Origin of the sequence: Polyangium spumosum (assembly GCF_009649845.1) — a bacterium.
GTDB lineage: Bacteria > Myxococcota_A > Polyangia > Polyangiales > Polyangiaceae > Polyangium > Polyangium spumosum.
The window spans coordinates 36,946-63,539 of the sequence record NZ_WJIE01000023.1; the positions used below are offsets into that span (position 1 = coordinate 36,946).

Annotated in this window: 23 protein-coding genes; 4 read left to right on the plus strand and 19 right to left on the minus strand. The window is 70.1% G+C overall.

Annotated features, from left to right (window positions below; all coding sequences use genetic code 11):
• Window positions 1–68: 68 nt before the first annotated feature.
• The 9 genes from GF068_RS39640 to rpmH all read right to left on the minus strand — a co-directional run bounded on the left by GF068_RS39640 (window position 69) and on the right by rpmH (window position 9,393).
• Window positions 69–1,439 (minus strand): PP2C family protein-serine/threonine phosphatase, encoded by a 1,371-nt coding sequence (locus tag GF068_RS39640; protein WP_153824742.1) that lies wholly within the window; start codon window positions 1,437–1,439, stop codon window positions 69–71.
• A gap of 48 nt (window positions 1,440–1,487) precedes the next feature.
• Window positions 1,488–3,680: an FHA domain-containing protein gene (locus GF068_RS39645; RefSeq protein WP_153824743.1), complete on the minus strand. Its 2,193-nt coding sequence runs from the start codon at window positions 3,678–3,680 to the stop codon at window positions 1,488–1,490.
• Between the two features lie 127 nt (window positions 3,681–3,807).
• Window positions 3,808–5,100, minus strand: a complete 1,293-nt coding sequence (locus GF068_RS39650) for an FHA domain-containing protein (protein WP_153824744.1) — start codon at window positions 5,098–5,100, stop codon at window positions 3,808–3,810.
• A 331-nt stretch (window positions 5,101–5,431) separates the two neighbouring features.
• Window positions 5,432–5,788 (minus strand): 50S ribosomal protein L19, encoded by a 357-nt coding sequence (gene rplS, locus GF068_RS39655; protein ID WP_153824745.1) that lies wholly within the window; start codon window positions 5,786–5,788, stop codon window positions 5,432–5,434.
• 175 nt (window positions 5,789–5,963) lie between these two features.
• Complete coding sequence (locus GF068_RS39660) at window positions 5,964–6,542, minus strand: Jag family protein (protein WP_338046766.1); 579 nt, start codon at window positions 6,540–6,542, stop codon at window positions 5,964–5,966.
• Complete coding sequence (yidC, locus tag GF068_RS39665) at window positions 6,529–8,295, minus strand: membrane protein insertase YidC (protein WP_153824746.1); 1,767 nt, start codon at window positions 8,293–8,295, stop codon at window positions 6,529–6,531. The genes GF068_RS39660 and yidC overlap by 14 nt, the downstream gene beginning before the upstream one ends.
• A gap of 112 nt (window positions 8,296–8,407) precedes the next feature.
• The gene (yidD, locus tag GF068_RS46695; protein WP_153824747.1) at window positions 8,408–8,767 is read right to left on the minus strand and encodes a membrane protein insertion efficiency factor YidD; all 360 of its coding nucleotides are present in this window, start codon (window positions 8,765–8,767) and stop codon (window positions 8,408–8,410) included.
• A gap of 83 nt (window positions 8,768–8,850) precedes the next feature.
• On the minus strand, window positions 8,851–9,243 hold the full coding sequence (gene rnpA / locus GF068_RS39675) for a ribonuclease P protein component (RefSeq protein WP_153824748.1): 393 nt from the start codon (window positions 9,241–9,243) through the stop codon (window positions 8,851–8,853).
• Window positions 9,244–9,393, minus strand: coding sequence for a 50S ribosomal protein L34 (gene rpmH, locus GF068_RS39680; RefSeq protein ID WP_153824749.1), 150 nt, complete (start codon window positions 9,391–9,393; stop codon window positions 9,244–9,246).
• Between the two features lie 312 nt (window positions 9,394–9,705).
• Here rpmH and GF068_RS39685 point away from each other — a divergent pair, with 312 nt between their 5' ends.
• From GF068_RS39685 to GF068_RS39695, 3 genes are read left to right on the plus strand one after another with little or no spacing between them, the layout of a single operon-like run.
• A complete protein-coding gene (locus GF068_RS39685) occupies window positions 9,706–11,523 on the plus strand; it encodes an OmpA family protein (RefSeq protein ID WP_153824750.1) in 1,818 nt (605 codons plus the stop codon).
• Window positions 11,504–11,815: a hypothetical protein gene (locus GF068_RS39690; protein WP_153824751.1), complete on the plus strand. Its 312-nt coding sequence runs from the start codon at window positions 11,504–11,506 to the stop codon at window positions 11,813–11,815. The genes GF068_RS39685 and GF068_RS39690 overlap by 20 nt, the downstream gene beginning before the upstream one ends.
• Before the next feature lie 51 nt (window positions 11,816–11,866).
• Window positions 11,867–12,529 (plus strand): PEGA domain-containing protein, encoded by a 663-nt coding sequence (locus GF068_RS39695; RefSeq protein WP_170319952.1) that lies wholly within the window; start codon window positions 11,867–11,869, stop codon window positions 12,527–12,529.
• Between the two features lie 3 nt (window positions 12,530–12,532).
• Here the strand turns inward: GF068_RS39695 and GF068_RS39700 are convergent, their stop codons facing one another.
• The 8 genes from GF068_RS39700 to GF068_RS39735 form a co-directional block, all read right to left on the minus strand.
• Window positions 12,533–14,617 carry a thioredoxin domain-containing protein gene (locus GF068_RS39700; RefSeq protein WP_153824753.1) on the minus strand — a complete coding sequence of 695 codons (2,085 nt, stop codon included), beginning with the start codon at window positions 14,615–14,617 and terminating at the stop codon, window positions 12,533–12,535.
• Window positions 14,618–14,669: 52 nt separating this feature from the next.
• Window positions 14,670–15,911, minus strand: a complete 1,242-nt coding sequence (locus tag GF068_RS39705; protein WP_153824754.1) for a beta-ketoacyl-[acyl-carrier-protein] synthase family protein — start codon at window positions 15,909–15,911, stop codon at window positions 14,670–14,672.
• Window positions 15,912–15,922: 11 nt separating this feature from the next.
• Complete coding sequence (locus GF068_RS39710) at window positions 15,923–16,174, minus strand: acyl carrier protein (RefSeq protein WP_153824755.1); 252 nt, start codon at window positions 16,172–16,174, stop codon at window positions 15,923–15,925.
• Between the two features lie 3 nt (window positions 16,175–16,177).
• On the minus strand, window positions 16,178–17,062 hold the full coding sequence (locus GF068_RS39715; protein WP_153824756.1) for a class I SAM-dependent methyltransferase: 885 nt from the start codon (window positions 17,060–17,062) through the stop codon (window positions 16,178–16,180).
• Entirely contained in the window at window positions 17,062–18,765 is a 1,704-nt protein-coding gene (locus tag GF068_RS39720; protein ID WP_338046767.1) for a fatty acyl-AMP ligase, read from the minus strand. Before GF068_RS39720 ends, GF068_RS39715 begins: the two co-directional genes overlap by 1 nt.
• A gap of 274 nt (window positions 18,766–19,039) precedes the next feature.
• Window positions 19,040–22,417, minus strand: coding sequence for a beta propeller repeat protein (locus GF068_RS39725; protein WP_153824758.1), 3,378 nt, complete (start codon window positions 22,415–22,417; stop codon window positions 19,040–19,042).
• Window positions 22,414–23,595 carry a hypothetical protein gene (locus GF068_RS39730; RefSeq protein ID WP_240808103.1) on the minus strand — a complete coding sequence of 394 codons (1,182 nt, stop codon included), beginning with the start codon at window positions 23,593–23,595 and terminating at the stop codon, window positions 22,414–22,416. Before GF068_RS39730 ends, GF068_RS39725 begins: the two co-directional genes overlap by 4 nt.
• 13 nt (window positions 23,596–23,608) lie before the next feature.
• Window positions 23,609–24,100, minus strand: a complete 492-nt coding sequence (locus tag GF068_RS39735) for a hypothetical protein (protein WP_153824759.1) — start codon at window positions 24,098–24,100, stop codon at window positions 23,609–23,611.
• 207 nt (window positions 24,101–24,307) lie between these two features.
• On the opposite strand from GF068_RS39735, the gene GF068_RS39740 reads away from it, so the two are divergent.
• Window positions 24,308–24,883: a Uma2 family endonuclease gene (locus GF068_RS39740; protein WP_153824760.1), complete on the plus strand. Its 576-nt coding sequence runs from the start codon at window positions 24,308–24,310 to the stop codon at window positions 24,881–24,883.
• Between the two features lie 21 nt (window positions 24,884–24,904).
• Here GF068_RS39740 and GF068_RS39745 read toward each other — a convergent pair whose 3' ends face one another.
• Window positions 24,905–25,549 carry a class I SAM-dependent methyltransferase gene (locus tag GF068_RS39745; RefSeq protein WP_153824761.1) on the minus strand — a complete coding sequence of 215 codons (645 nt, stop codon included), beginning with the start codon at window positions 25,547–25,549 and terminating at the stop codon, window positions 24,905–24,907.
• Window positions 25,550–25,559: 10 nt separating this feature from the next.
• Window positions 25,560–26,507 carry a LysR family transcriptional regulator gene (locus tag GF068_RS39750; protein WP_153824762.1) on the minus strand — a complete coding sequence of 316 codons (948 nt, stop codon included), beginning with the start codon at window positions 26,505–26,507 and terminating at the stop codon, window positions 25,560–25,562.
• Window positions 26,508–26,594: the final 87 nt, after the last annotated feature.

Below are 26,594 nucleotides of genomic sequence, written 5' to 3' on the forward strand. Positions count from 1 at the left end.
CGGGGACGGCCGCGCTCCGCGAGACGAGGGCAGGATAGGCGCGCTCGGGCGGCCTTGGCCACCCGTGTTCAGCGCAGGAAAAGAGCCCAGATGAGCAAGAGCAAGAGCACGGCGATCACCGCCGACATGCCGATGATCAGGTACACGATGCCGCTCTGGGTGGGCCGCACGCTCGGCGCCAGGGAAATGGGCGCCGCAGAAGGAGGCGGGGAGGGCTCGGCCGCGGGGCGCGTCGGCGAGGGGCCCTGGCCCGAGACCTGGGTCGGCTGGGGAGGCGCATAACGCGCCGAGGGCGGCGGCAAGGGGAGCTGGGCCGCGAAAGGCGCGAGGCGCGGCTGCTCGGGCACCGTGGGCGAAGGCGCGACGGGCCGATCGACGGCCGTCGGCTGCACCGGGGCAAAACCCGGCGACGAAGGCGAAGGCGGCGGCAAGGGGAGGCCACCCGCGTCGGGCGCGGTCGAGGCCGATGCCGGGGCGCCCGACGAGAGCAACGTGGGGACAGGGACGGGCGGAGGCAGGGCGAGCTGCATCGCCGACGTGTTCTTCGCCGTCTCGACGGCGGTCATCGGCCGCGTCTCCTGCGGCGGCGCGGGCCGCAGGGCCGCGGGCTCCGGCGCGTTCGCGGGCGCCTGCGGGATGGTGTGCGAAGCGCGCGGCACGAGGTCCACGATCCGCACCATCTGCACGGTGATGTTGTCGTGTCCGCCGCGATCGTTGGCGAGGTTGACGAGCTGGTTGCAAGCGTGCGGCAGCGCGCCCGAGGCGAGGGCCTGGCGCACGGCGCCGAGGATGTCGACGCCGAGGACGAGGTCGGTGAGGCCGTCGCTCGACTGGAGGAAGATGTCGCCCGGGAACATCTCCATCGGCTCGGGCCGCACCTCGACCTCGACCTCGGGGCGCATGCCGAGCGCGCGCGTGATCTTGTTCGCGTCGGGGTGCCCGATGGCCTCGGCCTCGGTGAGCATGCCGGCGTCGATCATGCCCTGCACCATCGAGTGGTCGCGGGTGAGCGGGTAGATCTGGCCGGCGCGGATGCAGTAGGCGCGGCTGTCGCCGACGTGCGCGACGTCGAGCCCGCGATCGCCGATCAACATGGCCACGACGGTCGAGCCGGGCCGCCCGCGGTTCTCGGGCGGCCCGCCGAGCGCATACACGCGCCGCCCGGCCTCCTCGACCGCGGCCTTGAGCGCGAGCGCGGCCGTCGTGCCGGGCGGAGCTTGGTCGATGACCTCGAAGATCGTGGCGATCGCGGTGCGGCTCGCCTCCCGGCCGCCGTAGTGCCCGCCCATCCCGTCGCAGAGGACGACGAGGTGGCCGAAGCGCGTGTCGGCGTAGCCGCACGAGTCCTCGTTGACCTGCTTGTTCGGGTCACGGCCCGGATCGCTGGCCTGTGCGAACTCGATCCGGACGCGTGTTCCGAGGGCCTGAGGTTGGCTCATCGCGAGGGGGCCGGGGCTTTGGGGCCGGGAGGATCGTTCGAGGTCAGACTACTCGAAACGGACGTTGAACTCGATGGGGCCGAAGCGCAGCATCGAGCCGGGCGGGACCGGCGTCCACACGAGCGGCGGGATGCGGTTTCCGTTGATGCTCGTGCCGTTGTTCGAGTTCTCGTCACGCACGAAGAGCTGGCCGCTCTCGAACTTGACGACGGCGTGGCTGCCGGAGACGCGTGGCTCGTTCACCACGATCTGGCAGGTCGCGGCGTCGCGGCCGACGCGCATCTCCGTGCCCGGGTTGAAGGTGAAGATGCCGAGCGCGCCGGAGAGCACCGCGCGGTTTGCGGCGCCGCCCATGGGGCTGCCGCCCATCGGAGGCGGACCGTAGCCGCCGCCGAAATCGGGGCCGCCCATGCCGGGCATGCCGCCGCCCATGGGCACGGCGGGCGCGTAGCCGCCGGGCATGGGGCCGGGCGCGGGGGTGACCGGGCGCGGAGCCGTCGTGGGCGAGGCGCCGGCGCGGCGCTTGTTGCCGCCGCTGCGGAAGATGGAGACGACGAGCAGGACGAGGACCACGCCGCCGAAGGTGATGGCGCCGATGAGCAGGTAGGGCAGCGGCGCCTCTTTTGCCTTCACCGTGATGATCTTGTCGGCGGTGATGGCGCTCGTGCGCTTGGCCTGGTTGTCGTAGACGACGAGGCGGGCGGTCATCTGATCGCCCTTGCCGGAGAGGAACTTGTCGGTGTTCGGCAGTTCGAACTCGACCATGCTCTCGCCGGCCGTGATGGCCTTGCCGCGCATGCCTTGCTCGATGAGCGTGCGCTGCGCCTTCTTCGCGTCGTCGATGCTGCCGCCCTGGAGCGAGGCGGGCGCGGGCTGGTTCTTCGGGACCATGTAGAGCTCGGCCCGCTGCATGTTGCCGCCCCAGCAGAAGTTGCCGAAGACCTTCACGGTGCCGCCCGGGTGGACGGGGTCCTTCTGCGCGGCGCGCTCGGTGGCCTCGCGGTCGACGTCGAGCGGCCACTGCGAGGGATCGATGCCGACGGGCACGTTCTGGAACGTCGCGTCGCCGGCGATCGGGGGATCGGTGTTGAGGAACGCGAGGCGGATGGTCTGCGTCAAGCTCAGCGCGACACACGAGACGCGCCACTTGACGATGTGCATCTTGTTGAAGCGCGAGCGGACGGCGTTGACGATGTTGGCCGCGCGCGACTCCTGACGGTCGCGGACGATGGAGTAGAAGCCGCCGATCTCGGGGTTCGCGAGCCCTTCCATGAACTCGCGCGAGTTCGCGGTGAACTCCTCGACGAGCTTGCTCGGGAACCAGATCGAGATGACCGGCACCGGCGTCTTCGGGAGGACCTCGTTGTTCTCCGGGAAGCGGCCCTTCGTGAGGTAGTCCTTGAGCAGGTTCGAGGCCGCGGAGTTCGAGCTCGGATCGGCGCCGGCCGCGCCGTTCGAGAGCACGACCATGGCCTGGTGCATCGGCACGACGACGTTCGAGCCGACGTTGCCGAGCTCCTTGAAGCCGTCGGTGGCCGCGGTCTTGATGATGTTGAAGAGCGGGCGCGTGCGGCCTTGCGTGGGGAACGTCTTGGGGACGGCGGTGATCGTCTGGAGCGCCGTCTGCTTGTTGTTCACCCACTTCGAGTCTTCGACGACGCTCTTGTCGTTGAAGAACATCACGTTGACGATGTCGTTCGGCCCCATCGCGTTGATGAACGCGGTCGCGACGGCCTTCGCCTCGTCGAAGCGCGTGCCCATCGAGGAGGCGGCGTCGATGAGGATGAGCCACGCGGTGCCCACGCCAGGCTGGCTCGTGCTCTCGCCCCAGCGCGCCTTCGACTCGAACCGGGCCGCGGTGTCGGAGCCGTCGACGACGACCGTGAGGATCGCGTTCTTCTCCGGGAAGTCGAACGACGAGTAGAGCGCGTTCGGCTGCTCGACGGCGTTCGCCACGCAGTCGTTGAACGCGTCGCCGTTCAGCGCCGCGCAGGGCCGCGTCGCGTCCGACATGCGCTTGTTCTGGACGAGGTCGATCACGGTCGTGAGCACGGGCGAGCCGTCGACCGTGCTCGTACGCGGATCGATGCGGAGGATCTTGGCCTCCGGTGCGGCGAAGGTGGGCGCGGCAGCGAAGAGGATCGCCGCGAGCGCCGCGAGCGCGGGGAGCGCGAACAGGGGAGCGTTCTTGCGCGCAGATCGAACGCCTGCGCGGGCGGCTCCGTGGGGCAACGGGTTCATGCTTGAGCCTCCAACATGGGGTCCTCGGCGGGCGCACCGGGTCACGCGAGCGCGCGGGTGCGTCATCTCGTCGAGGAGCGGGGTAGGGTGAAGAGGGCGTTTCGCACGGGGCTTCTCCGCGCGACCCCTAGGTCCGAGCGGTCACGATGATGGTGATGACGCTGAAGCCGCCGAAGCGGATCTTGTCGCCGTCACGCAGCTCGCGCCTGCCCTTGAAGCCGATGGCTTCCTCGTTGTGGAAGGTGCCGTTCGTCGAGCCGAGATCACTCAGGATGAACCTCCCACCTTCGCAGTCGATCGTCGCGTGATGCGTGGACGTCGTGCCGTGCGCGATCTCCACGTCGACCTTCTGACCCGTGTCCGCGCGACCCACCGCGTTCTTGCCCTGCCAGAGCGGCCAGAACTTGCCGAGCGGATCGTCCTGATAGCTCACCAGGAAGCCCGCGAGCGCGCGGCGACCCTCGGGGCTCGGCGTGCCTGCTTGCCGACCAGGCATCGGCGGAGGATTGCCCGGCACCGCGGTCGAGGCGTTCGGCTTCGCGCGCGGCGGCTCCCGGAGATCGAAGCCACCTTCGGGCATCGGCGGCGGCGCGTACCCCTCGGGTTTGTCCGCGAGCGGCGGCGGCCCGAACGGCCGAGGCGGCGGCGGATACCCACCCGCGGCCGCGGGCTCCGGCGGGGGCGGCCCGAAGCCGGGCGGCGCAGGCGGCGGACCAAAGCCGGGCGGCGCAGGCGGCGGACCAAAACCGGCGGGCGGCCCAGGCGGCGGGCCAAAGCCGGCCGGCGCGGGAGGCGGCGGGCCGAACCCCCCGGGCGAGGGAGGCGGCTCGGGAGGCGGGCCAAACCCTGCCGGGGCCGGCGGGGGCGGACCAAAGCCGGGCGGCGCAGGCGGCAAACCGAACCCCTTGGGCGGCGAGGGCGGCTCGGGCGGCAGCCCGAAGCCCGCCGGGGGCGGGGGCGGCGGGCCAAACCCTCCCGCGGGCGAGGGTGGCTCGGGCGGCGGGCCGAAGCCTGCCGGCGCCGGAGGCGGCGGGCCGAAGCCGGCCGGGCTGGGAGGAGGCCCGAACGCGGGGGCCGGGGGCGGCGGGCCGAAGCCGGGCGGAGCCGGCGGGGGTGCGCCGAACGCGGGGGCGGGCGGAGGCCCGAACGCGCCGGGGTTTGCCGCGGGCGGCGGTCCGAAGCCGCCTCCGAAGCCGGGCGGAGCCGGCGGGGGCGCCCCGAAGCCCGCAGCCTCCGGGGGCGGCCCGAAGCCCCCCTGCTGCGGGGGAGCCGGCGGGGGACCGTAGCCCTGTTGCCCGAACGCGGGAGGGGGCGGAGGAGGACCAAAGGCACCGGGCCCCGGGGGCCCGAGCGGAGAGGCGCAGATCGCGCAGAACTTGTCGGCGGGTGTGGCAGGCGCGCCGCAACGCGGGCAGTTCATAGTGTCCTTCTCGTCTTGACGGACCAAAGACCTCGTCCGCCTCGGCGGCAGCATACCGTGGGGGCCGGACCGAGGATCAAGAAGAAGTGCTCTTTCCCTCGGCGGGGGGATCGTGCCCCCCGGATCACGACGCAGCGCGGCGCGCCTCCTGGGTCGCGGGCGTGGGCGCTCGAGCGACGAAGTCCTGCGGCGCGGGTGTCTCGCAGCGCGGAGACGGCGGCCCAAACACGAAAGGGTGTCCTGGGCCGGATCGGCCCCTGGGACACCCTTCGTGGTGTGTTCGGGAGAGAGCGGAGCGGAGGTGATGGGCCCCGAGGTGGGGCCTATCGGATCAGCCGTCCTTGGCGTCGCGCACGCGGGCGGCCTTGCCGGCCAGCGAGCGGAGGTAGAACAGGCGCGAACGACGAACGACGCCGCGCGAGACCACCTCGATCTTGTCGATACGGGGGCTGTGCATCGGGAAGATGCGCTCCACGCCCACGTTGAAGCTCACCTTGCGGACCGTGAAGGTGCTGCGCGCACCGGCCCGATGTTGCTTCAGGACGACGCCCTGGAAGACCTGGATACGCTCCTTCTCGCCCTCGACGATGCGGTAGTGGACCCGCACGGTGTCGCCGACGCGGAACTCCGGGAGCCCCTGGCGGAGCTGCGGGGTTTCGATCTTCGCAAGTACGTTCGAGGTGAGCATGTCGCGGTCCTTCGACTGGGGAGGGTCCCGGCTGTTGGGGCAAACGGCTCCACGCCTGCCGGAGACGACGAGGGAGCGGCATTATGCATACCGTCCCCACGCTGTCAACCGATCATGGAGCGTGTGGAGGCGGTGGATCGCGCGAGCAACGCCCCGCACGATCGATTCGAGACACCTAACGGCGGACGGGGATGATCTGCACGCGGCGGGCGTCGCCCTCGCCGTCGCTCTTCGTGACCACGCCGGGGAACTTGGCGAGGGCGAGGTGGACGACGCGGCGATCCTGCGGGTTCATCGGTTCGAACGTGATGATCTTGCCCTCCTCGACGGCCTGCTTGCCGAGGCGACGGGCCATCGAGGTGAGCGTCTCCTCGCGGCGCGCCCGGTAGCCCTCGGCGTCGATGATCACGTGGCGGCGCTGCTTGCCGGGCCGGTTGATCACGCGGTTCGCGAGGAACTGCAGCGCGGCGAGCGTCTGGCCCTTCTTGCCGATGATGCGGCCGGCGTCCCTGCCCTCGATCTCCAGCCGGATCTCCTCGGGCGGATCCTCCGGCTCGTTCTCGAGCAGGTCCACGGTGCAGTCCATGCCCATCGCCGCGAGCGTATCGATGACGAAGTCGAGCGCTTGATCGGCGCGACCATCCTCCTCGAACGGGGCTCTCGCCTCGTCGCCGCGCTCGTCGCGCTCGTCGTCCTGCCGGGTGCCTTCGGCGTTCACGCTGGTCTTCCCGGGAGCTCCATTATCCACGGACACGTGCCTTTCCCTTTCCAAGAGCAGGCGCCGACTTGGTTTCGTCGCCCGAAGATTTGCTGGGCTTCTCGCGCACCTCGATGCCGGCGGGGCCCTGCGTCTTGCGGCTCAGGTAGCGCTCGACCGCGACCTGCTGGGCGATGCCGAGCCACGTGTTGGTCAGCATGTACACGCCGAGGCCCGCGGGGAGGTAGAGCATCATCACCACGAAGATGCCGGGCAGCACGTACTGCATCATCTTCTGCTGCATCGGATCGCCCTGCGGCGGCATGAGCTTCTGCTGGAAGTAGCTCGACGCGCCGAGGATCGCGGGGATGACGAAGTATTCGCCCTTGTCCGAGAGGTCCGGGATGATCCGGGCCGAGAGGAAGGGCACGTGGTAGAGCTCGACCGCCGTCTGCAGGGCCTGGTAGAGCGCGAACCACACGGGCATCTGCAAGAGCACCGGGATGCAGCCGAGCACCGGGTTCGTCACGCCGTGCTTGCGCCAGAGCTCCTGGAGCGCGAGCCCGCGCTGCGCAGGGTCGTCCTTGTAGCGCGCGTTGAGCTCGTCCATCTCCGGCTTCAGCCGGCGCATCGCGGCGCTGCTCTTGATCTGCGAGATGCTGAGCGGGAAGAGCAACATGCGCACGGTGATCGTGAGCAGCGCGATCGCGAAGCCCCAGCTCCCGACGGCCTTGTAGAGGAACTTGAGGTAACCAACGAGGACCTTCGCGATCGGCGAGAACGTGCCGAGATCGATCACCTCGGTGATGCCCGGGCCCACGGCCGCGAGCACCTCGCGCTCCTTCGGGCCCGCGTAGCTCAGGACCTTGTACGTCTGCGTCGCCTGCGGCGCGAGCTCGACCTCGGGGTAGGCGAGGCGCGCGCGGTAGACGTGGCCGTGGTTCTTCTCGTCCTTCTTGCGGTTCGCGGCGGAGAACGTGGCGCGATCCCAGTCCTCCTCGATCTGCGTCTCCGCGAACGGCGTCGGGCCCTCGACCGGGATCGCAGTCTTCGTGAAGTAGACGCTGCTCACCCCGACGTACTTCGCCGCGCCGGGGCTGCGCCGCCAGAGCTCGGTCGTGAACTCCGGGTCCTTGAAGTCCTTCGGCTCGAACGCGTCGGCGTGCAGGCGATCGACCTTCTCGGTCGTGACGGCGAGGACGTCCGTCATGTGCTCCGAGATGCGGCCCAGGCTGCCCTCGACCTCTTTCGAGGTGCGCCACGAGGTCTGCTCCACCGTGAGGCGATGCTTGAGCGGCTCGGCGGCGAGGTTCTGCACCTCGACCGCCATCTCGAGCTCGAAGGGTTTGCCCGTCTCGCGCACGATCTTCGTGATCTTCGCGCTCGGACCCTCGTGGACGAACGTGCACGACTTGCCGTCCTGCGCGGTGATCTTCCAGTCGAGGTTGTCGACGGCGACCTGCTGTTTGTCGACGCCGGGCAGGTGGAAGTTCGTCCGGAGCGGGCTCCGCCACTCTCGCGAGGTCGTCACGAGATCGATCGGCTGCCCGTTCTTCGAGTACTTCGCTTGATCGGTGAGCCGCAGGTGGCGAAGTGATGCGCCGTGCGACGACAGCTCGGCCTCGAAGCGGGGCCCGGTGATGGTGCACGTCTCTTCGGGAGCTCGCTGGGCATCGGCGGCCGGGAGGTCGTAAAACGTGTTCGGCTGGACGTCTGCGTCGCCGCCGCCGAACAAGTTGCCGCCGAACTGCCAGAACAAGATGGCAGCGATGCCGATGAGCACCCACTGAGCGATTTTGCCGCGTTCCATGAAATCCTTCGGCAATCTCCTTGCCGTGAAACCCTACAGATCCTTGCCTCGCCCCGTGGCCGCGTGATCACCCCGGACGAGCTCGCTCGCTTGGCGAGCATGCGTGAGGAAACTAGCCAGCCTCATGGATCGCGCCACTGCTCCACGGCGAAAGTCGAGCGTCGTGGGAAGAAAGGTCGTCTCCTTCCACGCTCCGATCCGGGCCCTGCCGCGCGGGCTCTTCCGTGCGCGAGCGGCCGATCCGTGGAGGCGGCGGAGGATCGTAGCCGCCCGGATGGAACGGGTGGCACTTACACAGGCGCTTCACTGAAAGCAAGCTCCCGCGCAGCGCTCCATGGCCCGCGATGCACGCGGCGGCATACCGCGAGCAGGACGGTTCGAAGCGACAAACAGGGCCGAAGAGCGCGAGCAGCACCTTCGAGAGCGTCAGTTGGTAGACGCGGATCAGCAGGAGGAGGAGCTTGGCCAGCATGATGCGGGGCGGGGCCGGCGAGACGAGATCGGGAGGCGAAGCTTGGGGGCCCGCGTTCTCGCTTGCAAGCTCGAGCGCAGCCTTTACGGCCCTCGTCGGGGCGGTTTCTCGGGGCCGCCTGCCGGCTTGCCGCCCGCGCGCTTGCGCACGAGGGGGAGCACCGCCTGGACCTCGGCCTCGAGCTCCGCGCAAGCGAGCTCGTCCACGCCCGGACGCACGATCACCACGACGTCGACGCCTGGCGGGAACGACGCCGCGTTCTTGCGGAAGACCTCACGCAGAAGACGTTTCGCCCGGTTGCGCTGCACGGCGCACCCCACCTTCCGCGACGCGACCACGCCGAAGCGTGTGGTCGTGTCGTCGGGGCGGGGGGCGATCAGGATCAGGAGGTGGCGCGTGGTGACGCGGGCGCCGCCCTCCTGCACGCGCAGGAACTCGGAGCGGCGCCGTAACCGTCGCGCTCGCGTGAACCGCAACTACTTCTTGTAAATCGACGGGGCGAGGCGCGCGCGGCCCTTGCGCCGGCGGTTGTTGATGACCTTGCGGCCACCGCTCGTGGCCATGCGCGCCCGGAAGCCGTGCGTACGCGCGCGGCGGGTGTTGTGGGGCTGGAACGTGCGCTTCATCGTAGGACCCTTCAGAACCCTTCGTTTTCGGGGCGCGCAAAGTAAGCACAGGTCCGCTCGCTGGTCAAGACCACGAAACGGCCTGGATCGCGCGTCCTCCGTCTCGTTCGATTTACCCGTCCCCGTGCCGCGCGCAAGAGGGAAGGCGAGCTCTTGCTTTGCGGCTTCTCCCTACACTGCAAGTCGTTCCATGGGCCCGCACGCCTGGTGTAGCCTCCGCTTGCACGGGGGGCCCGGTGCTTCATCGCGCGAAGATCGCGCCCGGGCCTCTCGCTTCCGCGCGCAGCGCGCGCCGAGGAGACGCCAAAAACCATGGCCCAGTCCGACCATCCCCGAGCCCGATCGTCCGCCGGTGACACCGCGACGCGAGGCCCCGAAGACGAGCGCGCGCAGAAGCCCGGTCGCACGTCTCTCCTGCGCCGCGTCGCTTCGGCTTGCTCGGCCGCCATCGCGGCTGCCGCCGTTTTCCTGGGCGCGCCCGCGGAAGCCGAGGCACAGCAGTCCACGATGTACCTCGATCGCCTCTTCATCGGAGGCGCGCCCGAGGACGCGATCGGGCTCTGGCGCCCGCACTTCAACCCGCAGACGCGGTTCTTCGGCCAGCTCGGCATGGGCTTCGCGCTGAACCCGTTCCGCATCGAGAACCATCAGGACGATCCGCGAGACGCCGGCCTCTTCAGCCAGCGCAGCAGCGCGCCCGTCGGCCCGCAGCTCATCAGCTACCTCGACGTCGGCATCGAGGTCCTCGAGCGCGTATCGTTCCAGGCGAACTTGCCGATCGTGCTCTTCCAGGACGGCGGCACGACGTACCTCGCGAGCGTCTCCGGATCGCAGACCGTCAGCATGCGGGCGACGGCGCCGATGGACATGCGCCTCGACGCGCGCGTGCTCCTGTGGAGGAACGCCGCGCGCACCTTCAAGCTCGGCCTCGAAGGCGCGGTCTGGCTCCCGACGGGTGACAACGACTCGTTCGCCGGCGACTCGAGCGCGAGCGGCGGCTTCCAGGTCGCGGTCGAGTACGACCTCAAGAGCTTCTTCATCGTGGCCAACACGGGCCTGCAGTTCCGGCCCCCGGGCGGCGTGAACGACTTCCGATCCGGCTCCGAGTGGCGCTGGGGCTTCGGCGGCTTCCTGCCGCTGCGCGGCGGCGCGCTCCGCCTCGGCGCGCAGATCTTCGGCTCCACGGGCATCGTCGGCGACACGGTCTTCGACGTCGACAACACCCCGATCGAGTGGATGGTCGAGGGTCGTTACGCGTTCGATCAGAAGAAACGCGCGTGGGTCGGCGTCGGCGGCGGCACGCGCATCACGCCCGGATACGCGCCGGATTTCCGCGCCGTCGCGACGGTCGGTTACGCGTTCCCGATCAAGGACACGAACCCGCCCTCGCCGAGCAAGCGCTTCAAGAGCGGGCGCTGGGCCGAGCACGGCGCGGACACGGACAAGGACGGGCTCCCGGACGACATCGATCTGTGCCCGACGGACCCCGAGGATCACAAGCCGCCGAACACGGACGACGGCTGCCCGCAGCCGCCCGATCGTGACGGCGACGGCATCCCCGACAACGTCGACAAGTGCCCCGACACGCCCGAGGACTTCGACAAGGTCGACGATCAGGACGGCTGCCCCGAGGACGATCCCGACAAGGACGGCATCGGCGACGCGACCGACGCCTGCCCGAAGGAGCCCGGCGACGCGAACCCCGATGCCACGAAGAACGGCTGCCCGACCTTCATCCGCAGGGTCACCGGCTCGAACGAGATCCAGATCCTGAAGAAGGTCGAGTTCGCCACGGGCAAGTCGACGATCCTGCAGCAGAGCTACCCGATCCTCGACGAGGTCGTGCGCCTCTTGAAGGTGAACCCCGAGATCAAGCACCTCGCGATCGAGGGCCACACCGACAACCGCGGCTCCGACGAGCTCAACGAGAAGCTCTCGACCGATCGCTCGAACGCCGTCCTCGACTACCTCGTCAAGAAGGGCGGCATCGCGCCGGAGCGGTTGAGCGCCACCGGCTTCGGTCCACGCCGGCCCATCGCCGACAACAACACGGCCGCCGGAAGGCAGACCAACCGGCGCGTCGAGTTCCACATCCGCGAGAAGGCGGCGGATGTACCGGCGCCGCAATGATGGCGCCGCCGCGCTCCTGCTCGCGCTCGCCGCGGCCGTCCTCGGCTCCGGGTGCGAGAAGGAGCGCGGCTCGCCTTACGCCTGCTCCTGTACGTTCCTCACGGACTTCGACGACAACTCCGGCAGCGAGGTGACGGTGTGCTCGCCCTCGGACGAACGCGCCCCCGATTTCGCCCGGGGCTGCGCGCAGTCCGGGGCGCCTGCGCCGGTGGAAAAGTGTACCTGCAAGGTCGAAAGAGGAGCCGGGACGTGTGAGGTCGGGCTCTGTCGGAATCGACCTCGCGGCGAGTGAAATCTCCGTGCATTGCCGCTCCACGCGGGCCGTCGAAGAGGCACAATGGCCATGATGAAGCTCGCCTCCGCCCTCTTCTTCGCCCTCGCCCTCGTGCCCGGCGCGGCGCTCGCCGAGGTGACGCGCGCCGAGCCCGCCGCGAAGCCGGACGCCGCGCCGCCGAAGGGCTTCGTCACCGTCGCTTGCAACCCGGGCTGCGAGGGTGTGCTCGTCGACGGCCGCTCGCTCGGGCCTTCCCCGGTCGTGCGCGCGGAGTTGCCCGCGGGGACCCACAAGCTCACGCTGCGCCGCAAGGGTTACCCGGAGAAGAAGGTCGACGTCGTGGTGAAGGCGGGCGCGACGGCGCTCGTCGACGTCAAGCTCGTCCAGCAAGCCGCGCCGCCGAAGGAGCCGCCGTCCGACATCGCGGCGCGCGTCGCGGCCCGGAAGATCAAGGCCGACGGCTTCCTCTCGGTCGTCTGCGATCCGGCCTGTGATCAGGTCATCGTCGACGGCAAGCGCAAGCTCGGCCCCGCGCCGCACACGAACGTGTCGTTCCCCGGCGGCCAGCACGAGATCAGGATCCAGCGCAAGGGCGCGCCCGACAAGGTGATGGTCGTGAACCTCGTCCCCGGACAAACCACGGCCTTCCGGGTCGCGATGCACACCGAGGCCGAGCGCGCCGTCGTGCCCGCGAAGGCCTCTGCCGAGCCGAAGGCGAAGCCGAAGCGCTGACGACTACTTCCTGTCGAGCAGCCCTTCGAGCGCCGTCACGTCCGACACGGGCGCCGAGCAGGTTCGATTCCGACAAACATACGCCACGGTGTCGTCGCCCCGCGCGCCCTTGCCCTCGGCGAGCACCTTCACCGCCTCGGCCGTCTCCGGGCGGCGCGGATCCACCCACACCACGTTGCGATGCGGCAAGTAGCGGCGGAACACGGCCGCGGCGAGCGTCTGCGCCCGCTCGCCCGAGGGATCACCCACGAGGACCACGTCCACCGTCCCACGCACGAGCCTGTCGAGCACGGCGACGGCCTTGCCGAGGCCGAGCGGGTTGTCGATCGCGGTCGGGCCGACCGGCTCGATCTGCCTCCGCCCGTGCTCGGCGTACGTCTCGTCCGCGATCTCGCCGAGGCGCAAGCAAAGCTTTGCGGCCATCGAGGCGCCGGACGGCACGGCCTGATCGAAGACGTCCTTCGTGCGTGCGATGAGCGCGTCGCCGTCGTCGGGCGCGAAGAAGAAGCCGCCCTCGCGTGTGTCCTCGTGGTGCTCGAGCATCGCGTCGGCGATCTCGCGCGCGACGGCCACGTACCGCGGGTCTCCCGTGGCCTCGTAGAGGTCGAGCGCGGCGCTCGCGACGTAGGCTTGATCGTCGAGGAAGCCGCGCCTCGCCTCCGGCGCCTCATCCTCGCCCGGCATGAAGTACCGGCGCACGCGGCCGCTCCGCACGAGGCGCTTCTCGATCGCCGCGAACGCGGCCTTCGCCGCGCCGATCCACGCGGGCTCGTCGAGCGCACGACCGGCCTCGGCGAGCGCGCCGATCATGAGCGCGTTCCAGCTCGCGAGGATCTTGTCGTCGCGTGTCGGCCGCGGGCGCTGCTCCCGCGCCGCGAGCATCTTCGCCCTCGCTCGTTCGAGCGCGCGCCTCGCCACGTCGGCGTCGAGATCCACGATCGCCGCCGCGCGTTCGATCGAGCGCACCTCCGAGAGCACCGTCGCGCCCGTCTCCTCGAAATTGCCTTCTTCCGTGATGCCGAAGTAGACCCGCGCGACCTCGTACGCCTCGTGATCGTCGCCCACGGCCGCGCGCAGATCGCCGAGCTTCCACACGAAGAACTTCCCTTCCTGGCCCTCGGAGTCCGCATCTTGTGTCGCGTAAAACGCGCCCGACGCGTCGCGCATCTCGGCGAAGAGGTACGCGACGAGCGCGCGCGCCGTCTCCGCGAAGCGCGCGTCGCCGAGCGCGCGGTGGCCGTCGACGTAGAGCCGGAGCAGGAGCGCGTTGTCGTAGAGCATCTTCTCGAAGTGCGGCACGAGCCAGCGCGCGTCGGTCGAGTAGCGGTGGAAGCCGCCGCGCAGGTGATCCCAGATCCCGCCCTTCTGCATCTTGTCGAGCGCGAGCTCCACGCTCTCCTTCGACACCGCGTCGCCCTCGAGCGCGCCGCGCATGAGCAGGAGGTCGAGCGACATCGTGTTCGGGAACTTGGGCCGCGAGCCGAAGCCGCCGTTGTGGCTGTCGAAGCGCGCGAGCAGGCGCCGGCATGCCTTGCGCAAGAGGTCCTGCCCGATCGCGCCCTCGCCCGGCGGCAGCGCGCCCACGCGCTCGATCTCCTGCGTGATCTCGCCGGCCTGCGCGAGCACCTCGCCGCGCCTCCGCTTGTACGCGTCCGCGACCGCCTCGAGGATCGCGGGGAAGCCGGGCACGCCGTACTTGTCGGCCGGCGGGAAGTACGTCCCGGCGAAGAACGGCTTTTGATCCGGCGTCAGGAACACCGTGAGCGGCCAGCCGCCGCTCCGGCCCATGAGCTGCACGACGAGCTGGTAGACCTGATCGAGATCGGGCCGCTCCTCGCGATCGACCTTCACGTTCACGAAGAGCTCGTTCATGCGCGCCGCGATCGAGTCGTTCTCGAACGACTCGCGCTCCATCACGTGGCACCAGTGGCAGGCGGCGTAGCCGATCGAGAGCAGGATGGGTTTGTCCTCCTGCTTCGCTCGTTCGAGCGCCTCGGCGCCCCACGGGTACCAGTCGACCGGGTTTCGCGCGTGCTGCAGGAGGTACGGCGACTTCTCCTTCGCGAGCCTGTTTTCGTGGGCGCTCATGCGGAGCACCTAGGGCATCGAGGACCCGGCGGGAAGGCGGAATTCCCCGACTTCAGGCCTTGCCGAGCACGAGCGCGCAGTTGTGCCCGCCGAACCCCGCCGAGCACTTCGCCGCCCAGCCCAGCCGCGCCGGCCTCCTGTCCCGCACGACGTCGAGCGGGCCGAGATCCGGATCGAGCTCGTCGACGTTGATCGACGGGTGCAGGACCTGATCACGCAGCGAACACACGACCGCGATCGTCTCGGCCGCGCCCGCGCCGCCGAGCAGGTGGCCGATCATCGATTTCGTCGCCGACATCGGGATCGCCGCGAGCCTCTCGCCGAAGACCCGACGCAGCGCGACGATCTCGGCCATGTCGCCTTGCGGCGTCGAGGTCGCGTGCGGGTTGATGTAATCGATCGCCTCGGGGCCGATGCCGGCCCGCTGGATCGCGCGTTCGAGCGCGAGCGCGAGGCCGAGCCCCTCGGGGTGCGGGCGCGTGAGGTGCTCGGCGTCCGTGGTCATGCCGAAGCCGCCCACGACCGCGAGCGGCCTGGCCCCGCGCCGCTTTGCGTGTTCTTCCTCTTCGAGGACGAGCACGCCCGCGCCTTCGCCCATGACAAACCCCTGGCGCCGTTTGTCGAAGGGCCGGCTCGCGCGCGTCGGATCTCCCTCGAACGCCTTGGAGAGCGCCCGGGCATTGCCGAAGCCCGCGACGGTGTTCATACGCGTCGCCGCCTCCGCGCCGCCGGCGATCATCACGTCGGCCTCGCCGGCCTCGATGAGCAGCGCGCTCGTCGCGATCGAATGCGTGCCCGTCGCGCAGGCGCTCGCCAGGCTGTAGGACGGGCCCATGAAGCCATAACGCATCGAAATGAGCGCGGCGGCGCCGTTCGGCATGACGCCGGGCACGAAATATGGCGACACCGCTCGGGGCCCGCGCTCGTTGCTGCGCGCGATCTGCTCCTCGAAGATGTCGACCGATCCCATGCCCGTCGACATCAGGCAGCCGACGCGCGACCGCTCCGCGGAGGACGCTTTTTCGAGCGCGGCCATGGTCACGGCCTCGACGGCCGCGCCGAGGCTGAAATGGGTCACGCGGCCGTAGACCTCGGCCTCCTTGGGGGACATGTACCGCAAAACGTCGAAATCGCTGACGCTCGCGGCGATGTCGCTGCGGAGTTTGTCGGTCGGGAACGCGCGGATGTACGAGACGCCCGAGCGCCCGGCGAGCAGGCTCTCCCAGAAGGCCGGGACGTCGAGCCCGACGGGGCTCACGACGCCCATTCCGGTCACGACGACGCGGCGGGGCATTGCGAGAGGTCTCAGCCGCCGGCGGCGAGCCGGGCCTCCACCTTCTGGCAGAGATCGCCGACCGTGACGAGCTCGACGAGGTCCTCGTCCGGGATCACGATCCCGAGCTCGGTCTCGAGCTCGCCGACGATCTGCATCACCGAGAGCGAGTCGATGCCGAGCTCGCTGATCTTGGAGCCAGGCGTCACGTTGGGGAAGGGGCGCTTGTCGACGCGCGCGGCCACGGTCTTGAACATCTCGAGCAGATCGCGCTTCTCAGTCATGTCTCAGCCAATCCTCTCGAGCTCCATCTGGACGAGGGAGCTGTAGTGGATGTCGAATGCGCGGACGCAGGTGGAGAGATAGCGGTCGTAGTCGTCGAAGACCTTGTCGCCCCACTTCGCCCGGATGGTGGTCTCGTTCAGGCGGAGGCGCCGGAGCCACTCCGCCGTCGTGCGCTGGTAATGCGTCCGCCGCGTGTGGAGCGTCTTGACCTCCCAGAAGGGATTGATCGCCTGGATCAGCTCCTCCAGCCGCGGGTTCAGGCCGTTCGGGAAGATCTCCTTCGACGAGAACGAGAAATCCTCGAGGTCCTTCCGCGTATCGGCGGGCAATGCGCCCCAGGGCCGCATCTTCGGCGTGCGATTGCGCAAGATCGCCTGGAAGCCGAACGAGGAGCCCGGCTTTGTGATCCGCCAGCATTTCTCGAAATACCGCCGGTAGATGTCGACGGCCTTGCCCTGCCGCGCCTCGTCGAGCGAGCAGAGGTGGTCGATCATGCAGATCGAGACGAGGCCGTCGAATTTCTCCTCGGTCTCCCATTGCATGAAATCGGCCGCGACGCACTCGACGCCCGGGATGTTCCGCTGATTCACCTCCGCGGCCATCGCGCGGGAGAGCGTGATCCCGACGGCCCTCTGGACCTTGCGCGTGGTCGCGAGGTACTCGACGCACGCGCCCCAGCCGCAGCCGATGTCGAGCACGCTCTTGCCCGGGCCGGCCTTCGCATAATCGCTGAGGATCCGCAGCTTGTTGAGCTGCGCGGCCTCCAGCGATTGATCGGGCGACTCGAAGACCGCGCACGTGTAGTTCATGCGCTCGTCGAGCCAGAGGCGGAAGAACTCGTTGGAGACGTCGTAGCTGACCTCGACGTCCGCTTGGCTGGATCCCATCAGAGAGCTCCTCGGGTTTCGGTCTCCCGGGCGGGCGCGCGGGGAGAAGGAACGGAAGGGGTATCGAGGGGCGCGCTCGTCTCCTCGCCGAGCTCACCCACGAGCTCGAGTTGCCCGTTTTCGAGCCGCATCTTCGTCTCGCGGCGTCGCACCTTGCCGCTCGACGTCTTCGGCAGCGTGCCGCGCTTGATCAGCACCACCTCGGCGAGCTGCACGCCGAGCTCGGCGCGCACCACCTGCGTGACCGCCTCGACGAGCGCGCGTTTCGCCTCGCCCAGGCGGCGCGACTCGGCCACGAGCACCGCCTCCTCCGCGCCGCTCTCGCCGCGCCGCGCGAAGGCCACGCATTGCGCGTCGCGGATGCCGTCCACCGTGCAGGCGACGCGCTCGATGTCCTGCGGGTAGTGGTTTTTCCCGTTCAGGATGATGAGGTCCTTCGAACGGCCGCAGATGTAGACGTTGTCGTCGGCCCGGTAGCCGAGGTCGCCCGTGCGCAAGAAGCCGTCGCCGAAGGACTCGGCCGTCGCCTCGGGATCACCGAAATACCCTGCGGTCACGCTCGGCCCGCGCAGCCAGATCTCGCCGACCCGACGATCGCCGAGCGGCGCGCCGTCCGGCCCGGCGATCACGAGATCGTGCCCGGGGAAGGGGCGCCCGCACGAGACGAGCTCGAGCGCGGGCGCCTCGTCCTTCGCCGGCTCGGCGCGGCCGTTTTTCATGGTCGCGAGGTCGATCCGATCCGTGACGAGTGGCTTGCCGAGGTCGTGGAACGTCACGGCGAGCGTCGCCTCGGCCATGCCGTAGCAGGGCAGGATGCTCTCCGGCGAGAGGCCGTGTTTCTCGAAGCGCGCGAGGAAGGCGCGCAGGACGTCCGCCTGGATCGGCTCGGCGCCGCAGCCGAGCGCGCGCATGCACGAGAGATCCCAGTCCTTGGCCTGGCCCTCCGTGACGGCGCGGGTCGCGAGGGCGAAGGCGAAGTTCGGCGCGAAGGTGATCGTGCCGCGGAAGCGGTGGATCGACTCGAGCCAGAGCGAAGGCCTGCGGATGAAGGACATCGTCGGCAGGAACATGACCTGCACGAGCGCGTAGACCGGCGCGATCACGAAGCCGATGAGGCCCATGTCGTGGTAGAGCGGCAGCCACGAGACGCCCCGATCGTCGGGCGTGGAGCGCAGCCCGTCGAACATGATCGCGTGGCTGTTCACGCTCAGGTTCTCGTGCGTGACCATCACGCCCTTGGGCCGCGAGGTCGAGCCCGAGGTGAACTGGAGGAACGCGAGATCCTCGCCACGGACGTCGGGCAACGTGGCGTGCGCCGAGCCGGGATCGATCGCGCCGAGCTCGCGCTCGAGCACGAGGCGCGTGCCGGCGCTCTGCGAGCCGAGCAGGTGCTCCTGGATGAGCGGGCGGAGCGTGTCGTTCGTGACGACCACGCGCGCGCCGGACGCCGCGAGCACGTGACGCACGGTGTCGCCGTACGCTTCGAGCTTGGCGAGGGTCTGCGGCGGGTACATCGGCACGGCGACGAGGCCCGCCGTGAGCGCGCCGACGAAGGACAGGACGAACTCGTCGGGCTCCGGCAGGATCAACGCGACCCGATCACCCTTGGCGAGGCCGAGGGCGCGGAGCGCGCGGGCGCGGCGGCTCGCCTCGGCCCAGAGGTCCGGATATGCGACGCGGCGCTCCTGGCCGTTCGTGCGCACGAAAGTGACCGCACGGTCAGCATGAACCGTGTTGTCGCGAAGGACATCGATGAACGTGCGCATGGCCCTCGGGAGGTACGTCCGGGCTACCCGGCCGGGAAGCGCCGGAAAAGCCGAGACGCAGGCATAAGCGAATCCCGGACCAAATCAACCAGAAACGATAAATAATGGAAATTACACGAAAATTCGACCATGCCTCGAGGGAGGTGTGTCGGATTTTCGACAGGTGCGGCGCGTCATTCGCGTGTGCGATCGTACCGTTTTGGTGTCGACGTCAGAGGGTCCAGACGTAGGTGCCGGGCTGGCTGTCGACGCCTTCGGGGGCCTTGGCCCCGGGATCGAAGCGGCAGGTCATCGGGCGGTGCTCGATCACGAAGGTCGGCTGGGTCGCGGGTTTTCCGGCCGCAGGTGGAGGTTGCGGCTTCGGGGGCGCAGGGCGGAAGACCCAGCCCTGCGCGAGGTCGCCGCCGAGGACGGCGACCACGGGGACGCGGCCGAGGCCGATCGCCTCCCACGCCGCGACACAAGGCGCGTCCTTGGTCCCGTGGAGGACGAGGCCGGCAGAGAGCAGGGTGATGGGCTCGGTGAGCGGGGGTTTTTTCGCCGGGGACTCGCTCACGAGGACCGGGTGGCGGCGGCCGGGGTACATGGGATCGCGGCCGAGGAAGGCGTGCGCGGCGAAGCGCGGCGTCGCGCGGCGCTCGTCCGGTGTGCAGGCGCGCGGCGGGTCGGGCAGGTCGAACGGCGTGGGGACGATCGTGGCGGGGCCGAAGCTGCCGTCGCTGCGGAAGGGGTGGAACGAGGCCGCGGCGAAGCCCGCGCGTGGCTCGCTGTAGACCACGAGGTCGCCGAGCGTCGTGCTGCCGAGGTAGCTCCAGTCGCTCCGCGCGAGCCGCGCGCCGTCGTCCGTCGAGCCCGGCCCGAGGGACATCGCGGCCGTGGACCAGGCGCCGCCTTCACCCTGGCGCGCGAGCAGGAAGGTGAGCGGGCCGGTGTCGTCGTCGTCGACGCTGGCGACCGCGAGCGGCTGACCCCCGGCGAGCACGGCGTCCGTGCGGATGTCGGTGACGTCCTTCGGCAGGAGCTTGGTCCACAGGGGATACGGGAACGTCCTGCGTTTGCCCTTCGGATCGAGCAGGAACGTGAGAGCGTCGCGGGACTCGGGGGCGTGGGGCCGGAAGAACAACGCGCCCGGCGTGACCGAGATGAGCGCCGTATCGAGGCGAAAGCGAGCGCCGTCGGCCTTGACGTCTCCGTCCTTGAACACGCCCGCGTCGGGGAGGCGAACCTTGGCGGTGGTGCCGTCCATGAAGTTCTCCCAGGCGAGCTCGATGTCGCGCATGGGGCCCGAGGCGCGTGGGCCTTCGGCCGATTTCTGCGGCGGCAAGCGCACGCGCGCGACGGCGTACCCTTCCATCTGGTGCGAGACGTCCATCGCGACCTCGGCGCCCGCGGGCGCGCGTCCGAGGAGCGAACGCGTCGTCACGCGCGCCTCGCCTTGACCACGCTCGGGGCCGAGCGCAGCCGTCACGTTCACGGCGCCCGTGCGGGGATCGAACGAGAGCACGGACCAGAGAGCGCGTCCGCGCGCGAGCTGATCGACGCCGGGCAGCCCGAGCGCGTGGATGGGATCGACGTCCTCGATACGCGCCCAGTTCACGCGCGGATCGAGCTCGCAGACGATGGGCGTGCGCGGCGAAGGGACGCGGCGCTGCTCGGAGGGGCGCTCCGGCGGCGAGCGGAAAGCTTCGACCTGCCCGTTCCATCCGACGCGGCTCATCGTGTCGCCGACGAGGCAACCGGCGCTGCTGCAGACGAGCGTGAGCGGCCCCGAGCCGATCTCGCGCGCGAGGCTCTGCGTGGCGGGGATCTCGGCCCACGTCGCGCCGCCGTCGAGCGACTCCCACGCGCCGATCGTCTCTCCGTCATCGCGCCTCTCGCGGATCGAAAACGCGACCGCGTGCCGGCCCGCGCCGCCGACGAGCCCTGGATCCACCGGCGGGCGCGCGGCGCCGAGCAGACGGCCATCGTCGTCGGTCGTGACGTACACGAGCCCGCGCGGCGTGAGCAACGTGAGGCCCACGGTGCCGTCGTCGCCGGGCCGAAGCGCGGAGGGATCCCGCGGATCGAGCTCGGCGTCGGTCTCCTCCTCGGGGACCTCGTGACCCTCCTCGAACGTGCCGCTCTCGTCACCCCGCACGCGCGACACGTCGAGCGCGCGTTCGCTGAAGGCCTCGCCGCCGTCGTGCGACACGTAGAGCGCGAGCATGTCGTCCTTGCCGCGGCGCGCGAGGAAGTACGCCGAGCGGCCGTCGATGGAGAACGCAGGCGAGACCGGCGCGCCCGCGAGGGGTGGTGTCGCCGCGACCGTGGCCACGAGCTTGCCACCCTCGCGGCGCACGAGCATCGGCGCGCCGTGGCCACATCCGCTCGATCCGCCGGCGGCGCCGTGGGCCTTGCACGCGCCCGTGACGAGCGCGCTCCCCTCGCTGGAGACGGTGATGGAGGTGAACGCCTCGTCCGTGTGGAGCGTGAGCGGCTCGCTGAAATGCTCGCCGCCGTCGTCGCTCGTTCGCACGAGGATGACGCTCTCGTCGTCGGCTCCCTTCATGCAACCGAGCGCCACGTGACGGCCGCGCGCGCCGAGCTTCATGCTCGTGCACGTGCTCGTGCCGGGGAGGCGCTTCGGCGCGAGCGGGCCTTCGAGGGGGCCCGTCAGCAAGGCGTAGTCCTCGCCCTCGGCGGGGAGCGCGACCTCGACGTAACGAAAACCGTCGAGCACGGCGCGGCCCTCGAGCACCGCGCTCGCCGAGGGCGCGTACGAGGTCTCGAGCGTGATCGAGCCCGGTCCCGTGGTGATGGCCTCGTCGCGCCGCGCGAACGCCGGGCTCGCCTGCGGATCCCACACGAGGATCCCGAGCAGGCCCTCCACGGCGAGTTTTCCTTCCGCGGTGCGCCCGACACGACGCGCGCCGATGCGCGCAGCGTCCTTCGCGGGCCTCCACGTCTTGCCATCGTCGCTCGTCAGCAGCGCCTCCGGGAACGCGAGCGCGAGCGCGCGACCGTCGTCCCCTACGGCGACGTCGAAGACGCGCTCCGTGATCGCCACGCGCCTCCACGTCGGCCCCTCGTCGAGGTGGAAGAGCTCTCCGCTCGCCGTCGCGCCGAGCACCGTGCGCCCTCCGCTCTCGATCCGCGTGAACCGCGCGGGTGCGGCGATCGTGCGTCGGAGCGGCGCGAGCGGGCCTTCGGCCTCGTAGATGCGCCCGCTCCGTCCCACGAACAGCCACGCCTTTCCTTGCGACGTGATGCCCACGATCGGCTCGGGCGCCACGTCCGGCGCGGCTTCGGCGCGCCCGAGGCACGTCGTCGTGGCGCCGGTCCTCGTGGCGCGCGCCGCGCGGAAGCGGTGCCCTTCCGCCGTGGCGAGCAGGCAGCTTCCATCCTCGAGCGCGAGCGTGGCCGTGGCCGACGCGGGCATCGGCGGGTGGAACGACCAGCGCGCGGGGGAGACGAAGGGCGGCGGCGGGGGCTCGGTGGTGGATGCCGGCGGCGCTTGGGGGCGCGTGGCGGGCGGGGGCTCGCCGGCTCCGCATCCCGCGGCGAGGAGGCTTCCGCCGAGGAACGTGAAGGCGCGCGAGCGGAAGGTCATTTCTCGGCAAAGGCCCAGCGGGCCACGAACAGGTTGGTCTCGCCGGGCGTCGTGCCGAAGCGGTTCGAGGCGAAGACCAGGTACTTGCCGTCGGGCGAGAACATCGGGAAGCCGTCGAACCCGTCGTAGAACGTGATCCTCTCGCTCGCGGGCGCGCCCGTCGTGGTGACGGGCCCCTCCGAGTCGACGACGTAGAGCTCGAAATTCGGCGCGCCGCGTAGCTCCGGCGGCGAGTCCATGTTCGACGAGAAGATCACGCGGCGCGAGTCGGGAAGGAAGTACGGCCCGAAGTTCGCCCGCCCGTTCTTCGTGATGGCGCGCGCGTTTTGCCCCTCGAGCCCGCCCACGAAGATCTCGAGCTGCGTCGGCCGGACGAGCCCCTTCGCGAGCAGCGCGCGGAAGTCCTCGAGCTCCTTGCCTTCGGGCCGGCTCGCGCGCCAGACGAGCTTCGTCGAGTCGGGCGAGAAGAACGCGCCGCCGTCGTAGCCGGGCGTGTTCGTGATCCTCCGGATGTCGGTGCCGTCCGGCTTCATCGTGTAGAGCTCGAGGTCGTTGTCGCGGCTCGACGTGAACACGATCCGCGAGCCGTCGAACGCCATCGTCGCCTCGGCGTCGTACGCCGGTCCGCCGACGAGGAGCTTCGTATCCGAGCCGTCGGGGTTGGCGACGTAGATGTCGTGGGGCTCGAGCGGCCAGACGTAGCCGAGGGCGCGATCGGGCTTCGGCGGGCACGCGGGGCCCGCGGCCTCGGTCGAGCTGTAGAGGATCTTGTCGCCCTTCGGATAGAAGAAGTAGCCGCAGGTCGTCCGGCCCTTGCCGCTCGAGACGCGCTTCGTCTCGCCCGACTCGAGGTCGAGGACGAACTGTTGATCACACGCGGCGCCGTCGCGCGTCGACTGCAGGATCAGCTTCTTGCCGTCGGGCGACCAGTACGCCTCGGCGTTCTCGCCGCCGAACGTGAGCTGCCGGAGATCGGCGAGGTGTTTTTCGCGCGGGTCTGCGGCCACGGGCTTGCCTGCGCGGATCACGAAGGGGATCCACTCGGGCTTGGCCGTCGTGGTGGCGCTCGGGATCTGGCCGAGCGGCTCCTTCGGTTGTGGCTCGGGCGTGCAAGCGGCGGCGGCGAGCGCGAGGGTCGAGGCGAGGAGGCGGAGGAGAGATCGGTTCGTCGGGGTCACGGCGGGGCGCACTCTAGCGCGCTTTGGCCATCGTCACGACCTTCCCGCGCGCGAGGTCCACGGCGCTCACGATCTGCTGTGCGCCGAGCTCGGGCGCGAGCCACGCCGCGGCCAGATCCACCGAATGGAAGACCCTGTGCGGGAACGGCAGCTTCGCCACGAGCTGCAGGCCCGTGGCCACGCCTCGCACGAGCGCGCCTCGGAAACCGCCGCCTTCGAAGCACACGGCGGAGCGCCGGATCCGCTTCCCCGTGGCGCCCATGGCCAGGGCGGTGATCGCGTCGCTCACCTCCTGCGAGGGCAAGGGCGCGTTCTCCGCCACGATCGTCAAGCACGACACCCCGTCCGGGTATTTCTTCTCCAGGAGCTCGAACGCCTTCCGGCACGCGGCCACGGCCGAGAGCGTGGTCTCGCGCTCGAAGACGAGGAGGATCACCCGGTGAAAGACGGCCACCACGTGGTCCTTCGTGGCCTCGATGGTGATGAGGGAGAGTGCGTCCCGCATGCGAGTTTGTCTAAACGGATCCCCTGCGGGCGGCAACGGGGGTGATTGGGGGGCACGAATTTGGTGACGCTCCTGGCTCTGGGCGGACGAGCTCGGCGCGCGCGTGCCCCCGCTGCAATCGCGCCTCGTCGGACCGCGGCAGAAGCAGGCCCCGGCCGAGGCCTGAGCTCGCTGGCGTTTGTCCCCGCCTTCGCGCATGATCCACCCATGAGCAGCGCCGCCCGCGAGACGAAGCCCGCCACGTACGCCGACCTGGAGGCGCTCCCGCCCGGCGTGAAGGGCGAGATCATCGAGGGGGTCCTCTACACGCAGCCCCGCCCGCGCGGCGGGCACGCCAGGGTCTCGTCGTCGCTCGGCCATGACATCTTCGGTCCCTTCGACAGGGGCATCGGCGGTCCTGGCGGCTGGTGGATCCTCATCGAGCCGGGGATCGAACTCCCGAACAGCCCCGAGGTCGCGCCGGACATCGCCGGCTGGCGCCGCGAGCGTTTGCCCGAGGTGCCAGCGGAGGGGCCCATCACGGTCGTACCCGATTGGGTCTGCGAGATCCTCTCGCCCTCGAATCGCAAATACGATCTCCGCATCAAGTTCCCATTTTATGCCAAGGTCGGCGTCGCCTACCTCTGGGTCGTCGACCCGCCCGAGCGGACGGTCCAGGTGAAGAAACTCATCAACGGCCATTTCACCGACATCGCCGTCTTCGCCGACGACGAGCTCCTCCGCGCCGAACCCTTCGACGCCGTCGAGATCGCCCTCGCGCCCCTCTGGTTTCGCGGCCCGTAGGGAACAGGACCAGCTCGCGGCTCACCGCGGCTTCTTGGCGACGAGGAACGCGACGATCTTCTCGGCGCCGACGTCGGGACCGGTCACGTCGACGAAGCCGGCCCGCTCGACCTCCCGCACGAGGGTCTTTCGGGAGACGATCTTCACCGTCGGCGCCTTGCCGAGCCAGCGCATGACGCGGAGCAGCGGGGCATAAGGCACCCAGGTGTCGCCGAGGCAAACGGTGGACGAGACGAAGAGCCCACCGGGCCGGAGCAGGTGATGGATCCGGGCCAGCGCGGCGTCACGATCCTCCACGAGGTGGAGCAGGCTGTAGGCACAGATGCCGTCGAGGCTCCCTTCCTCGAGCGCCGTGAAGCCCTCGTCGAAGGGGCCGGTGTGAAACGTCACGTTCTCGGCACGCTGGGCGGCGGCCTTGCCGTTGGCGATGCGGATCATCTCGCTCGAGAGGTCGAGCCCGTGGACGTGGGCGCAGCTCGACGCGAGGCGCAAGGCCAGCGATCCGGTCCCGCAGCCGATGTCGAGCACGACGTGGTCGGGCTGCATGAGCGACCTGGTGATCGCGATCTTGCGCTCGAAGGCGTCGGGGTTGGCGACGGGCTTGCGCGCGTAGCCGTCGGCGGCCTTGTTCCAGAAGGTGGCGTTCGTCCGGGTGGTTGCGGTCATGCGCCTCAGTTTACGAAGGCCGAGCCGGGCCGTCCGATGCGATTTCGGGACGGCCGGGTGCATCCGTGCACCACCCCTCGCCTGTGAAAAGCCCGGCGTGGCGTCGCATGGCGTCGGCGATGCATGCGCGCGTCGCGCGGAACCGCGCGTTGTCACGCAGATCGGGGTGGCTGAGGAGCCAGAGGTCGGCCATGTGGCGGAGATCGGGCCGCGCCAGACGGCGCAGCGCGGGCTCGCGGTCGCCGACGTAGGTTGGCAACATCACGAGCCCGAGGCCCTCGCAGGCGGCCCGGACCACGAGCTCGAATGTCGAGAAGGCGCCCCAGGCCGGGACGTGCGGGTAGCTCGAGTCGGCGATCAGGACCTCCTGCATTTTACGATCGTCGAACGAGATCCACCGCGGCTCGGTGCCGTCGAGCTCCGGGGCGAGGCGCTCGGCGTGGACGGTCGCGACGTAACTCGCGATGGTCACAGGCGCGAGCTTGATCCCGATCAGGTGCTCGGGCGGCTGTGCGCCGCGGCTCAGGGCGCGGATGGCGACGTCTGCCTCTCGCTTGGACAGATCGAAGGGGCGGCTGTCGACGGTGAAGCTCAGCTCGACCTCGGGATAGGCGCGACAGAACCGGGTCAGCTCGCGAAGCAGGACATCGGCGAGGTAGTTGTCGCAGCAGGTCAGCGCCACCTCGCCGCAGAGGCGCTCGTCCTGCCCGACCAGGCCGCGCTCGAGCGCCGCCATCTCGTGCTCGATCCGCTCGGCGCTGGCGAGCATCTGGAGGCCGGCCTCGGTCAGCGTGTAGCCGTCCCGGCTCCGGTCGAACAGCCGCGCGGCGAGCCGCGCCTCGAGGCCATCGACCCGCCGCGCCACCGTCGAGTGGCTCACCCCCAGCGAGGCGCCCGCGGCCCGGATCGAGCCCGAGCGAGCGAGCGCGAGGAAGTGCCGGACGTCGTCCCAGTCCATGGGTTGGTCCTAGCAGCCGCGGGTGAGCTCGGCGAAGGGCAGTACCGCGGGGCCGGCGCCAACCTGCCTAGAAACGCCTTGCTCGCC